Raw genomic sequence first — 12,415 nt, 5'->3', positions numbered from 1 at the left:
AAATACAAAGTGGATGGGATCTCAACTGGAAAAATATTGAACAAACCATAACAGAACGATCATTTCATACTCTATGTTTCCATTAGCTTGACGGCTATGCGGTGAGCCTCCTCGTCGCTAACGCTCCTGCGGGGTCTCACCTGTCCCGCTAATCCCGCAGGAGTCGAGCATCCTTACGCTCCAATCAGCCAAGTGTGGTTGTTTATTAAATTCTTCAGAAACAACATCATTTATTTAAATAGAATAGATTTATAGCCGGAAGAATCACAAACTTCCGGCTTTTTTATAGGGATATTGAAAGCTATTCTACGCCAAGCATAATTGTGAATATTTTATCATCTTATAAAACCTTGAACCGAAACGTGTTTTTCTGTAAAATTGCGAAGAAGATTTGTGAACGAAAACAACTTGAAAAGGGGAGTGCATACGATGGGTAAAGTATACGTGTTCGATCATCCATTGATTCAGCATAAGCTTACATACATTCGCGACGAGAAAACAGGAACGAAAGAATTCCGGGAACTTGTTGATGAAGTAGCTGCACTAATGGCTTATGAAATTACAAGAGAGCTTCCAACTGAAGAAGTAATGGTGAAAACACCAGTAACAGAAGCGAAATCGAAAGTTCTTTCTGGTAAGAAGCTTGGACTTGTACCAATTCTAAGAGCGGGTCTTGGTATGACAGACGGCATTCTGAAGTTAATCCCAGCTGCTAAAGTAGGACATGTGGGACTTTACCGTGATCCCGAAACATTCCAGCCTGTTGAATACTATGTGAAGCTTCCTGCTGACATCGAAGAGCGTGAATTCATCGTTATTGATCCAATGCTTGCAACTGGTGGGTCTGCTGTTGAGGCGATCAACTCCCTTAAGAAACGTGGAGCTAAGAACATTAAGATGATGTGTCTTATTGCGGCACCTGAAGGCGTTGAGCTTCTACAAGAAGCGCACCCTGATGTTGATATCTACATCGCAGGTCTTGATGAGAAACTGAACGAAAAAGGATACATTGTTCCTGGTCTTGGTGATGCCGGTGACCGTTTATATGGAACGAAATAAAAAATAGAGAAAAGACTCCCCTGATTAGTTTAGAGGGAGTCTTTTTTTTGTTTGTAAGATTATCTTAAAGGAAGAGCGGATTTTGTCGGATGACTGTAAATGTGAAAGAATAGTGACAATATTCGATACGATGAAAAGGGAATCATTCCCTGTTTTTGAATAATAACTCATCTCAGCTCTTGAAAGCGCTAATATACCTGATAATACTGGGTTTTTTGGATTAAATTCTATTTGTGAATTTGATCACACCATTTCCCCCAAACACATTGACATGAACAAGACCCTATTGTAGACTTACAAAGGGTATAGTGATAAGGTTTTCATTTGCTCTACATAACCTTTCAAACGACTTACCTTTTTAGAAAAGGGGCGCTTAATTTGAAGGCGATGGCAATCTATACAACGATCCTTTCTTACTTAGTTGGATCAATTCTTACCGGAGTATTTCTTGGTAAATGGATAGACAGCCTTTTCGACACCTTTCCACTTTTTCTAGTCATTGGGCTCATACTTGGTCTTGGTGGTGGGATATATGGTTTGGTACGTCTTCTACATAAGTTTACAGGGGAAGATTAGATGACAGAATATACTCAAAGTTTTCGCCGTTACATGCAATTTACCCTGTATTTGCTCGCCATTTTCGTAATGGGTTGGGGAATTACCTCATATAAAGCATTATTCCTCGGGTTAATTCTTGGCACCATTTTCAGCATTTACAACCTATTCAACATGTTCCGAAAGATCAACCGTCTTGGTGAAGCAGCTGCTGAAGGTAAAAAGGCGAAGTCACTCGGTTTTCTAACGAGACTAGCCGTTGCGGGCCTCGCAGTCGCAATCGCAACAAGATATCCGGAACACTTCAACTTGCTAGGTGTGGTAATTGGGTTAATGATCACCTACATTATCATTCTCATAGATTCAATATCCAAAATACGCTTTAAGTAGGAAGAGAGGTGAAAAGCTGTTGGAACATCATGCACCTATACATGAATTCCTGGGAATTAGTTTCAATCTTTCCAATGTACTTATGATTACAATTGCTTCTGCTATTGTTTTTATTCTTGCTGTTGTATCAACTCGCACATTAGCGATGCGTCCTACTGGATTGCAGAACTTTATTGAGTGGGTGATGGACTTTGTTAAAGGTCTTATTGGAAGCACGATGGATTGGAAAACTGGTGGACGCTTCCTGTTTCTTGGGATGACGTTACTCATGTACATCTTTGTATCAAATATGCTTGGTCTTCCATTCGCCATTGCAATCGATTCAGAATTATGGTGGAAGTCTCCAACTGCAGATCCGACAATCACGCTAACATTAGCAACGATGGTCGTGGTTCTTACACACTATTACGGTGTGAAAATGAAAGGACCTAAGGAATATGGAAAAGGATTTTTCAGTCCTCTTAAATTCTTATTCCCGTTTAAGTTAATTGAGGAGTTCTCCAATACATTAACACTTGGTCTACGTCTTTACGGAAACATTTACGCCGGTGAAATTCTGCTTGGACTTCTCGCAGGACTTGGTGGCGCATCATTCGCTGGAGCGCTTGGAGCCTTTCTTCCTATGCTCGCATGGCAAGGATTCAGTATCTTTGTCGGTACAATTCAGGCGTTTATCTTTACAATGCTTACAATGGTTTACATGGCACACAAAGTGGCAGACGACCATTAAAACAAGGTATCAATGAGTTTTCATTATATAACAAACTATTTTATGAATTATAAGGAGGAAGTTTAGCATGGGTTTAATTGCAGCTGCAATTGCAGTAGGTTTAGCGGCAGTAGGTGCCGGAATTGGTAACGGTCTTATCGTAGGACGTACAGTAGAGGGAATCGCTCGTCAACCAGAACTTCGCGGAACTCTTCAAACAACAATGTTTATCGGTATCGCACTAGTTGAAGCATTGCCGATCATCGGTGTTGTTATTGCCTTCATCGTACTTGGTCAATAATTTAAGAACTATATAGTAATTTTGGATCGTTTCATGATGGCGAAGAAAGTTTCGAAATGAAACCTTCGCCATTCGTTTTGTATGACCTCTGAAGGGAGTGAACACGGTGTTCAATAGTTTAATTCTAGGAGCAGGATTTGCTGCGGGAGATATCATTTATCAGCTTTTCGCATTTATTGTCCTTCTTGCGCTACTTAAGAAGTTTGCATGGGGACCTTTAATGGGCATTATGAAGGATCGCGAGCAGCATATTGCGAACGAAATCGACTCAGCTGAGAAGAATCGTAAAGAAGCTGAAGCATTCTTGAATGAGCAGCGCGAAGAAATGAAGCGTGTTCGTCAGGAAGCGAAAGCTATGCTTGAGAATCAGAAACAAATGGCTGACCAAAAAGGTCAAGAATTGATCGAAGCGGCTCGCCTTGAATCTGAACGTTTGAAAGAAGCTGCTACAGCTGAAATCAAACGCGAACGTGAAAGTGCAGTTGCATCACTGCGTGAGCAGGTTGCATCATTATCAGTCATGATCGCTTCAAAAGTTGTCGAGAAGGAACTTGATGAGCGTGCTCAAAAGCAGCTTATCGATGAGTACCTTGATCAGGCAGGCGATCAGAAATGAGCAGAGATCTTGAAGTAATCGCAAAACGTTATGCCGGTGCCCTTTTTGACATCGCTCGTGAGAACGATAACGTCGAGCAAGTCAAGAATGAACTGGTCGTTGTGAAAGAAGTTTTTAACCAAACGCCAGACTTAATGAACGTGTTTGAGCATCCAAAATTCACAACAGCACAGAAAAAAGAGCTAATCCAAACAAGCTTTGGCGCAACTCTTTCAACGTCTGTTATGAACACGCTTCTTACACTGATCGAACGAAAGCGTGTTGCAATCGTCTTTGATCTTGTCAGTCAATTTGAAAGGTTCGCTTATGAACAACAGCAAACAGCAGCAGCGAAAGTATTCTCTGTGAAGCCTTTGAGTGAAGAGGAGCAGACGAAGATTTCTGCGGTATTTGCGAAGCGAGTAGGCAAAACAACGCTTCGGATCGAGAATGTGATCGATCCTACTTTAATCGGTGGGATTAAAGTCCGTATCGGCAATCGCATTTTTGATGGAAGCATTAGCGGTAAACTTAAACGCATGGAACGAGAATTAGTTTCAGCGAAGAGCTAGAAGATAGGGGTGAATATGCATGAGCATCAATGCTGAAGAAATCAGTGCGCTGATAAAGCAGCAAATCGCAAATTATCAAACTGATATTAAAGTTGATGATGTTGGTACCGTTATCCAGATTGGTGATGGTATTGCTCGTGCCCACGGTCTCGATAACGTGATGGCAGGAGAGCTTGTTGAATTTTCAAACGGTGTTATGGGTATGGCTCAGAACCTTGAGGAGAGCAACGTAGGTATCATTATCCTTGGACCATACACTGAAATTCGTGAAGGTGACGAAGTTCGTCGTACTGGTCGTATCATGGAGGTTCCAGTCGGTGAAGAGCTTCTTGGCCGTGTTGTTAACCCTCTTGGACAACCTGTTGATGGACAGGGTCCACTTGGAACAACGAAAACTCGTCCGATCGAAAGCCCAGCACCAGGGGTTATGGATCGTAAATCAGTACATGAGCCACTTCAAACAGGAATCAAAGCAATTGACTCACTTATTCCAATCGGACGCGGACAGCGTGAGCTAATCATCGGTGACCGTCAGACTGGTAAGACTTCAATTGCAATCGATACAATCCTGAACCAAAAAGACGAAGATATGATTTGTATCTACGTTGCAATTGGTCAGAAAGAATCAACGGTACGTGGCGTTGTTGAAACGCTTCGTAAGCAGGGTGCACTTGATTACACAATCGTTGTAACAGCAGGCGCATCTCAGCCTTCTCCACTTCTTTTCCTTGCACCATATGCTGGTGTAACAATGGGTGAAGAATTCATGTATAACGGCAAGCACGTTCTTGTTGTATACGATGATTTAACAAAGCAGGCTTCTGCTTACCGTGAACTTTCCCTACTACTTCGTCGTCCTCCAGGTCGTGAAGCATATCCAGGGGATGTATTCTATCTTCACTCACGTCTTCTTGAGCGTGCAGCGAAGCTTAGTGATGCAAAAGGAGCAGGTTCATTAACTGCCCTTCCGTTTATCGAAACACAAGCTGGTGACGTATCAGCTTATATCCCAACTAACGTTATCTCCATCACTGATGGACAGATCTTCCTTCAATCTGATCTCTTCTTCTCGGGTGTACGTCCAGCGGTTAACGCAGGTCTTTCCGTATCTCGTGTAGGTGGTTCTGCTCAGATTAAAGCGATGAAGAAAGTTGCTGGTACACTACGTCTTGACCTTGCATCATACCGTGAGCTAGAAGCATTTGCTCAGTTCGGATCTGACCTTGATAAAGCAACTCAAGCGAAGCTGAACCGTGGTGCTCGTACGGTTGAAGTTCTTAAGCAAGGACTAAACAAACCGCTTTCTGTTGAGAAGCAGGTAGCCATTCTTTACGCACTAACTCGTGGATTCCTTGATGATATCCCGGTGGGAGATATTCAGCGTTTTGAATCTGAAATGATGACATGGATCGAACATAATAAGAAAGAAATTTTCAATACAATTCGTGAAACAAAAGCTCTTCCTGACGAAAAAGAATTCAACGGTGCAATCGAAGAATTCAAAAAGAGCTTCGCAGTATCTGAATAAGAGGGATGCGGCGGAAACGCCGCGGCCAGCTTAAAAGGTGGTGAAATGAGTGGCATCTTTACGCGATATTAAGTCGAGAATTACATCGACTAAGAAAACAAAGCAGATTACAAAAGCGATGCAAATGGTATCAGCTGCGAAATTGAACCGTGCTGAAATGAATGCGAAGTCATTCGTTCCATACATGGAGAAAATTCAAGAGGTTGTTGGAAGCATCGCCAATGGATCAAGCGGCGTACGTCATCCGATGCTAGAAAGCCGTGATGTCAAGAAAACGGGCTACGTGGTCATCACGTCTGACCGTGGACTTGCGGGGGCATATAACAGCTCGGTACTACGTCATGTTTACAGAACAATCAATGAACGTCATAACTCAACTGATGAGTACGCGATTATCGTAGCTGGTAAAGTTGGACTTTCCTTCTTTAAGAAGCGCGGAATGCCTGTAGTTGAAAGCATCGTTGGTCTTTCGGATCAGCCTGCCTTCTCAGACATTAAAGACATTGCATCTCGAACAGTTGGAATGTTTGAAGATGGAGCTTTTGACGAGCTATATCTTTATTACAACCACTACGTAAGTGCCATTCAGCAGGATCTAACGGAGAAGAAGCTGCTTCCGTTAACCGATATTGAGACAGGTGGAAGCAAGTCACTCGCAAGCTACGAGTACGAGCCATCTGAAGAAGAAATTCTTGAAGTTCTCCTTCCTCAATATGCTGAAAGCTTGATCTACGGAGCGCTTCTTGATGCGAAAGCAGCAGAACATGCATCCCGTATGACAGCGATGAGAAGTGCGACTGATAATGCAGACGACCTTATCGGCAACCTTACACTTTCTTACAACCGTGCACGTCAAGCGGCCATTACTCAGGAATTGACTGAGATTGTAAGTGGAGCAGCTGCACTGGAATAATAACGAAAAGCGAAGGCGACTGTCTGGTCCCGAAAAGCGCTGGAGGCTTTTCGAATGAATACGTTCTTTGTATTCAATCGAAAAGGTGAAGCGATCGAGGGTCCAGGAGCCGTAGCTAGACACGAAAATCGGAACGAGCCCGTTTAAATCCGCAGGTTGTTGGAAGCCATGAGAATGAGACGGTTTATGTCTCAATAGAATGGGTGAAACAGCCAGAGGATTTGGCTTGTGTAGCTAGACAATACTACGATAAACCATAAATGCTTTTTGAAAGTTTTACTTTCAAAGGCAGCTTAAAGCAAGTTAGGAGGGAACAGGATGAACAAGGGATACATTACCCAGGTTATGGGTCCGGTTGTAGACGTTAAGTTTGAGAGCGGCAAGCTCCCTGAAATCTACAACGCCCTTAAAGTTAACTATACAGCGCAAACTGGTGCCGAAGAGAGCATCGAGTTGACGCTTGAAGTCGCGCTTCATCTAGGCGATAACTCTGTTCGTACCGTAGCAATGGGTTCAACAGACGGTCTTGTACGTGGAGTTGAAGCTCTTGATGCAGGCGCACCAATCTCCGTTCCAGTTGGGGATATCACACTAGGACGTGTATTCAACGTTCTTGGTGAGAAAATTGACCTTGATGAAGAGCTTGGCGAAGTTCGCCGCGATCCGATTCACCGTCTTGCACCAGTATTTGATGAGCTTTCAACAACGACTGATATTCTTGAAACAGGAATCAAAGTAGTAGATCTTCTTGCACCATACGTTAAAGGTGGTAAGATCGGTCTCTTCGGTGGTGCCGGTGTAGGTAAAACGGTACTTATCCAGGAACTGATCAACAACATCGCACAAGAACACGGCGGTATCTCTGTATTCGCTGGTGTTGGTGAACGTACGCGTGAAGGTAATGACCTTTACTACGAGATGAAAGATTCTGGCGTTATTACGAAAACAGCAATGGTATTTGGTCAGATGAACGAACCACCAGGCGCACGTATGCGTGTTGCTTTGACTGGTCTTACAATGGCAGAATACTTCCGCGATGAGCAAGGACAAGACGTTCTTCTTTTCATCGATAACATCTACCGCTTTACTCAAGCTGGTTCTGAGGTATCGGCATTGCTTGGACGTATGCCATCAGCAGTAGGTTACCAGCCTACACTTGCTACAGAGATGGGTCAGCTTCAAGAACGTATCACTTCTACAAATAAAGGTTCTGTTACTTCAATCCAGGCAATCTATGTACCAGCCGATGACTATACTGACCCGGCTCCGGCTACAACGTTTGCTCACCTTGATGCAACAACTAACCTTGAACGTAAATTATCTGAGCAAGGTATCTACCCTGCGGTGGATCCACTTGCTTCAACTTCCCGTGCGCTTTCTCCTGAAATCGTTGGTGAAGAGCATTACAACATTGCGCGTGAAGTGCAACAAACACTTCAGCGTTACAAAGAGCTTCAAGATATCATCGCAATTCTTGGTATGGATGAGCTTTCTGACGAAGATAAGCTAACTGTTTCACGCGCTCGTCGCATTCAGTTCTTCCTTTCTCAGAACTTCCACGTTGCTGAACAGTTCACTGGTCAGGCTGGATCATACGTACCAGTTAAAGAAACCATCAAAGGATTCAGAGAAATTCTTGATGGCAAACACGATGACATTCCAGAGGACGCATTCCGTCTTGTAGGAACGATTGAAGAAGTAGTTGAAAAGGCAAAACAGATGGCGTAATGAAAAGCGGAGGCGACTGTTTTGGCCCGACAAGCGCTGGAAGCTTTTCGAATGAACACGATCTTTGTGTTCAATCGAAAAGGTGAAGCGACTCGAGGGCCAAGGAGCCGCAGCTAGATCATTCTATAGCAGAGAGTGTCCCTTATACTCTGTTAGGCCTCTTTCTCGCTGTTTGAATTCTTTCTCTAATTACGATCACACCCAGGGAGGGGTACGATGAATACATTGAAAGTCAGTGTAGTCACCCCTGACGGCCCGGTATACGAAGGGGAAGCTGAATTGGTCAGCGTAAAAGCGAAGAGCGGTGAGCTCGGTATTTTACCTGGACACATTCCGCTTGTAGCCCCTCTTACAATCAATGCAGTCCGTTTCAAAAATGGAGCAGACACGCATGTACTGGCCGTTAGCGGTGGGTTTGTTGAAGTAAGACCAAAGCAAGTAACAATCCTTGCTGAGTCTGCTGAATTACCTTCTGATATTGACGTGGAACGCGCACGTGCAGCGAAGGAAAGAGCAGAACAACGCTTGAATCAAGCGAAGCAGGACAATGTTGATTTTAGACGCGCTGAGCTAGCGCTTAAGCGTGCAATCAACCGCCTGGATTTGACAGGTAAATAAAAAGCATCAGAGGTGCAGACCTCTGATGCTTTTTTGCTTTGTCATTATATCTATGTGACCATATCAAGTAACTTATTAATTGTTTTCCAATTTCGAATCGTTGCTTTGGGATCGAGCTTATTTAGCTTAGGGATTACCTTAGCATTTCGAATACTGTCATGAAAGAGAAGATAAATTTCTCTGCCATTGATGTGATATTCTTCTTTCTCAAAGGAACAAGATGTTAACATCTCAATGGCCCCATTTGAAGGATACTCAGATAAAAGCGAGACATATAAGCTTTCCCCTATAGAAGACGCTTCAGCTTTAGAAACCTGCTCTTTACTGAACGGACAGCCATCTCTTATTTCCTCTACCTCTTCAACTGTTCTTAAGATTACCGGAACAGTTAAGTCGAATGTCCTCTTAATTCGCTCTTCTATTTGTTGGCTTAAATCCTTTTCTGTTTGACCTGATTCAAACAATAAATTCCCACTCTGAATATAGGTCTTTACATCCCTTAGGTTCATTTCTTCAAGCATCGCTCTTAAATCAGCCATTTTTATTTTATTCTTACCACCTACATTGATTCCTCTTAAAAATCCAATGTAACTCGTCAACGACGCATTCCTCCCTTTTCCCAAAGATTATTGTTTTTGAAAGAATTGTTGTATAAAGAACCAAATAAAGCTGATTGGAGCGGAAGGAGGCTCACCGCCCGCTCAGCGGTAAGCGAGCATCCTAGAGCGGAAATCTCCTTCACTCTTATAGAATCAATGTTTACGAAAGCAGCCTACTAAAAAAACATCATTCGCTCTTATAAGGTGAAGATCCTTTAACGGTTAGCGATAATCATCTTCTGTGATATCCTTCATTTGTTTTCATATACTTCATTCCATTTCTCGTTAGGATTGAGAATACTGCTCTGCTCCAAATAATCAGAGGGATAGTTAGCGAGCAGTTCTAATAAATAGGTTCGAATGGATTGAATGTCTTTTTCTGAAAGGATTTCAGTATTGCCAAGCTCATTTCGTTTCATGACAAATAAATCTTTTTCATCAGTTGTTGCCTGTTTTTTAAAATATCCCCACATATGCTCTAGTGTTGTCCGCATACCTTTTCTAGTGTAAGGAAGTTTTAGCGTGTCCTTCAACAGTGCGTAAACATCTAGAAGCTGTTCATTCGATTGTGCATTTTTTAATGCAGTGCTAACGTTTTTGTAATGCTCGTACCCTTTTGCCATAACAGTATATTTATTACGCGCCCATAGTTTTTCGGTTAACGTACGGATTCGTTTATCTGCCATAAGACCACCTCTGCTCGAAATTTTAAAAAAACTTCCCAAGAAAAGCAAGAATAAGGTAAGAGATGTTGAATTAGTATACAAGACTAGCATATTTAGCAGCACGATGAGAGGAGAGACCTTCATGGGTGAATCGCTTAACGTGTACCAGAATAGTTACCTCTTTGTGATTATGTTTCTTATCCTTGGCCTTCTACTTCCAGCTATCGCTTTAACTGCTGGGAGATTCCTCCGCCCTTCAAAGCCAACCGCAGAAAAACAAACAACCTATGAAAGCGGCATTGAGCCGTTCCACCAAAGCTGGATTCAGTATAACGTCCGATATTATTTATTCGGATTGTTATTTGTTATTTTCGATGTCGAAACCGTTTTCTTATACCCGTGGGCGGTTGCCTATCAGAAACTCGGTTTCTTTGCATTTATTGAAATGATGCTCTTCATCATCATGCTCTTTATTGGCTTACTATACGCATGGAAGAAGAAGGTGTTGAAATGGATCTAAATTTAGAAAACATTACACCAGAAGAATACGAAGAAATGAAGCAAAATGTCTTCCTTGCAACGCTCGAGAATGTTAAAGCGTGGGCGAGGAGTAATTCCCTCTGGCCGCTCACTTTTGGGCTTGCTTGTTGCGCCATAGAAATGATGGGTTCAGGAGCGTCGCATTATGATTTGGACCGATTCGGAACGTTCTTTCGTACATCCCCAAGGCAGTCTGATGTCATGATTGTATCAGGAACCGTTACGAAGAAAATGGCTCCAGTTCTAAAGCGTCTATACGATCAAATGCCTGAACCAAAATGGGTCATTGCAATGGGATCCTGTGCAACTGCAGGAGGACCATATATCTATTCATACGCCGTCGTAAAAGGGGTCGATCAAATTGTACCTGTCGATGTCTATATTCCAGGTTGTCCCCCGAATCCAGCTGCCCTGATCTATGGAATAAATAAGTTGCAGGAGAAAATACGCTACGAAGCACGAACTGGAAAGCGGGTGACCAATCGATGACAGATGGGAAGACACCTGAAGAGCTAGCTGAAGAAAAACGGAAAGCCGTTGAAGAAGCAAAACAAAAAGCAGCTGAGCTACGGAAAGAGCGAGAAGCACGGAAAGCTGCTGAAGCAAACTCAGACGGAGATCTTGAGAAAAAGAAGGCTGTTGCGGCGGCAAAAGCAAAAGCGGCTGCGATTCGAAAGAAAAAAGAACTTGAGCAAAACGGTGTGGAAAAAGAAACCTTAGAATCTTCTGGGGAAGAGGATCTAGATCTCGCCAAAAAGAAAGCCGTTGCAGCAGCTAAGGCGAAAGCGGCTGCGATTCGAAAGAAAAAAGAGCTCGAGTCTAACCCAGCCACTGAGTTAAATATGGAAAGCGAAAAACCTTCCGGGGAAGAGGATTTAGATCTCGCCAAAAAGAAAGCCGTTGCAGCGGCCAAGGCAAAAGCGGCTGCGCTCAAGAAAAAGAAGGAATCAGGTGAGGCAGTTTATGATGACAAAGCGAAAGCGGCTGCAGCAGCAAAGGCGAAGGCCGCTGCATTAAAAAAGAAATCAGAAAAAGAGACTGGCGATGACGAAAAAGCAAAGGCAATCGCCATTGCGAAGGCAAAAGCAAAAGCGAAAGCAGCTGCAGCTGCTAAGGCGAAAGGGTCTAAGACCGAAGAACCTGTTATTGAAGAAGAGAAGCCGTCGCCAAACCAGCCAGCTCTAGACAGATATGTTCAGATCATTCGAGAAAACCTTGGTGAAGACCTACTAGAGGATGCGTATATTAATAGACTCGCAAAACATGTTCCAACTCTTGTTGCGAGAAAAGAGACTTATCTAAAGATCGCTCAGTTTCTCAAATACAACGAGCTCCTAGCTTTTGATTATCTTTCTGAAACACACGGAACAGATTTTGAAACGCACATGGAGATCTATAACCACCTTTATTCCTATCAGAATAATCAAAGTGTTGCCTTGAAGGTAAAGCTTGATCGGAACGAACCTGTCATTGATTCGCTAACTTCGCTTTGGGAGGGAGCAAACTGGCCTGAACGAGAAGGCTATGATTTGCTTGGTATTACTTTCCTAGGACACCCGAACTTAACGCGAATCATGATGCCAGATGATTGGGTTGGGCATCCGCTCAGAAAAGACTATGAACCGTATGATGTGGAGGTGTAG

The 12,415-nt window shown here is 43.1% G+C and carries 16 protein-coding genes; 14 read left to right on the top strand and 2 right to left on the bottom strand.

The window, feature by feature from the left end; all coding sequences use genetic code 11:
- Positions 1-429: 429 nt before the first annotated feature.
- The 11 genes from upp to JI666_RS19580 all read left to right on the top strand — a co-directional run bounded on the left by upp (position 430) and on the right by JI666_RS19580 (position 8,968).
- Positions 430-1,059 carry a uracil phosphoribosyltransferase gene (upp, locus tag JI666_RS19630; RefSeq protein ID WP_206894746.1) on the top strand — a complete coding sequence of 210 codons (630 nt, stop codon included), beginning with the start codon at positions 430-432 and terminating at the stop codon, positions 1,057-1,059.
- A gap of 387 nt (positions 1,060-1,446) precedes the next feature.
- Positions 1,447-1,635, top strand: coding sequence for an AtpZ/AtpI family protein (locus JI666_RS19625; protein ID WP_206894748.1), 189 nt, complete (start codon positions 1,447-1,449; stop codon positions 1,633-1,635).
- Positions 1,636-2,004, top strand: a complete 369-nt coding sequence (locus JI666_RS19620; RefSeq protein WP_136946706.1) for an ATP synthase subunit I — start codon at positions 1,636-1,638, stop codon at positions 2,002-2,004.
- Between the two features lie 19 nt (positions 2,005-2,023).
- Positions 2,024-2,734 (top strand): F0F1 ATP synthase subunit A, encoded by a 711-nt coding sequence (gene atpB, locus JI666_RS19615; protein WP_136946707.1) that lies wholly within the window; start codon positions 2,024-2,026, stop codon positions 2,732-2,734.
- Between the two features lie 67 nt (positions 2,735-2,801).
- Positions 2,802-3,014, top strand: a complete 213-nt coding sequence (gene atpE, locus JI666_RS19610) for a F0F1 ATP synthase subunit C (RefSeq protein WP_121681967.1) — start codon at positions 2,802-2,804, stop codon at positions 3,012-3,014.
- A gap of 106 nt (positions 3,015-3,120) precedes the next feature.
- The gene (gene atpF, locus JI666_RS19605) at positions 3,121-3,630 is read left to right on the top strand and encodes a F0F1 ATP synthase subunit B (protein WP_136946708.1); all 510 of its coding nucleotides are present in this window, start codon (positions 3,121-3,123) and stop codon (positions 3,628-3,630) included.
- The gene (locus tag JI666_RS19600) at positions 3,627-4,181 is read left to right on the top strand and encodes a F0F1 ATP synthase subunit delta (RefSeq protein WP_136946709.1); all 555 of its coding nucleotides are present in this window, start codon (positions 3,627-3,629) and stop codon (positions 4,179-4,181) included. Before atpF ends, JI666_RS19600 begins: the two co-directional genes overlap by 4 nt.
- Positions 4,182-4,200: 19 nt before the next feature.
- On the top strand, positions 4,201-5,709 hold the full coding sequence (gene atpA, locus JI666_RS19595; RefSeq protein ID WP_136946710.1) for a F0F1 ATP synthase subunit alpha: 1,509 nt from the start codon (positions 4,201-4,203) through the stop codon (positions 5,707-5,709).
- A gap of 49 nt (positions 5,710-5,758) precedes the next feature.
- Positions 5,759-6,622, top strand: a complete 864-nt coding sequence (locus JI666_RS19590; protein ID WP_206894745.1) for a F0F1 ATP synthase subunit gamma — start codon at positions 5,759-5,761, stop codon at positions 6,620-6,622.
- A gap of 318 nt (positions 6,623-6,940) precedes the next feature.
- Positions 6,941-8,350: a F0F1 ATP synthase subunit beta gene (atpD, locus tag JI666_RS19585; protein WP_206894744.1), complete on the top strand. Its 1,410-nt coding sequence runs from the start codon at positions 6,941-6,943 to the stop codon at positions 8,348-8,350.
- A 216-nt stretch (positions 8,351-8,566) separates the two neighbouring features.
- Complete coding sequence (locus JI666_RS19580) at positions 8,567-8,968, top strand: F0F1 ATP synthase subunit epsilon (protein WP_206894743.1); 402 nt, start codon at positions 8,567-8,569, stop codon at positions 8,966-8,968.
- A 50-nt stretch (positions 8,969-9,018) separates the two neighbouring features.
- On the opposite strand, the gene JI666_RS19575 is transcribed toward JI666_RS19580, so the two are convergent.
- Positions 9,019-9,567 carry a DUF1697 domain-containing protein gene (locus tag JI666_RS19575; RefSeq protein ID WP_206894742.1) on the bottom strand — a complete coding sequence of 183 codons (549 nt, stop codon included), beginning with the start codon at positions 9,565-9,567 and terminating at the stop codon, positions 9,019-9,021.
- A 251-nt stretch (positions 9,568-9,818) separates the two neighbouring features.
- Positions 9,819-10,253 (bottom strand): YbgA family protein, encoded by a 435-nt coding sequence (locus JI666_RS19570; protein ID WP_206894741.1) that lies wholly within the window; start codon positions 10,251-10,253, stop codon positions 9,819-9,821.
- A 121-nt stretch (positions 10,254-10,374) separates the two neighbouring features.
- Here JI666_RS19570 and JI666_RS19565 point away from each other — a divergent pair, with 121 nt between their 5' ends.
- The 3 genes from JI666_RS19565 to JI666_RS19555 are packed head-to-tail and all read left to right on the top strand — an operon-like array spanning position 10,375 to position 12,415.
- The gene (locus JI666_RS19565; protein WP_136946716.1) at positions 10,375-10,752 is read left to right on the top strand and encodes an NADH-quinone oxidoreductase subunit A; all 378 of its coding nucleotides are present in this window, start codon (positions 10,375-10,377) and stop codon (positions 10,750-10,752) included.
- Positions 10,743-11,261 (top strand): NuoB/complex I 20 kDa subunit family protein, encoded by a 519-nt coding sequence (locus JI666_RS19560; protein WP_206894739.1) that lies wholly within the window; start codon positions 10,743-10,745, stop codon positions 11,259-11,261. The genes JI666_RS19565 and JI666_RS19560 overlap by 10 nt, the downstream gene beginning before the upstream one ends.
- Positions 11,258-12,415, top strand: coding sequence for an NADH-quinone oxidoreductase subunit C (locus tag JI666_RS19555; protein WP_206894737.1), 1,158 nt, complete (start codon positions 11,258-11,260; stop codon positions 12,413-12,415). Before JI666_RS19560 ends, JI666_RS19555 begins: the two co-directional genes overlap by 4 nt.

The organism is Bacillus sp. NTK071 (assembly GCF_017303315.1).
In the GTDB taxonomy this organism is placed as follows: domain Bacteria; phylum Bacillota; class Bacilli; order Bacillales; family Guptibacillaceae; genus Guptibacillus.
The sequence above is the reverse complement of the archived record's forward strand: the minus strand, read 5'-3'. Positions and strand labels throughout refer to the sequence as shown.

Bases quoted from the DNA above. Each gene is read 5' to 3' on its own strand.
- JI666_RS19565 (WP_136946716.1), top strand. From the start codon at position 10,375: ATGGGTGAATCGCTTAACGTGTACCAGAATAGTTACCTCTTTGTGATT.
- JI666_RS19625 (WP_206894748.1), top strand. From the start codon at position 1,447: ATGGCAATCTATACAACGATCCTTTCTTACTTAGTTGGATCAATTCTT.
- JI666_RS19560 (WP_206894739.1), top strand. From the start codon at position 10,743: ATGGATCTAAATTTAGAAAACATTACACCAGAAGAATACGAAGAAATG.
- JI666_RS19570 (WP_206894741.1), bottom strand. From the start codon at position 10,253: ATGGCAGATAAACGAATCCGTACGTTAACCGAAAAACTATGGGCGCGT.
- atpA (WP_136946710.1), top strand. From the start codon at position 4,201: ATGAGCATCAATGCTGAAGAAATCAGTGCGCTGATAAAGCAGCAAATC.
- atpE (WP_121681967.1), top strand. From the start codon at position 2,802: ATGGGTTTAATTGCAGCTGCAATTGCAGTAGGTTTAGCGGCAGTAGGT.
- upp (WP_206894746.1), top strand. From the start codon at position 430: ATGGGTAAAGTATACGTGTTCGATCATCCATTGATTCAGCATAAGCTT.
- JI666_RS19600 (WP_136946709.1), top strand. From the start codon at position 3,627: ATGAGCAGAGATCTTGAAGTAATCGCAAAACGTTATGCCGGTGCCCTT.
- JI666_RS19620 (WP_136946706.1), top strand. From the start codon at position 1,636: ATGACAGAATATACTCAAAGTTTTCGCCGTTACATGCAATTTACCCTG.
- atpD (WP_206894744.1), top strand. From the start codon at position 6,941: ATGAACAAGGGATACATTACCCAGGTTATGGGTCCGGTTGTAGACGTT.
- JI666_RS19580 (WP_206894743.1), top strand. From the start codon at position 8,567: ATGAATACATTGAAAGTCAGTGTAGTCACCCCTGACGGCCCGGTATAC.
- JI666_RS19555 (WP_206894737.1), top strand. From the start codon at position 11,258: ATGACAGATGGGAAGACACCTGAAGAGCTAGCTGAAGAAAAACGGAAA.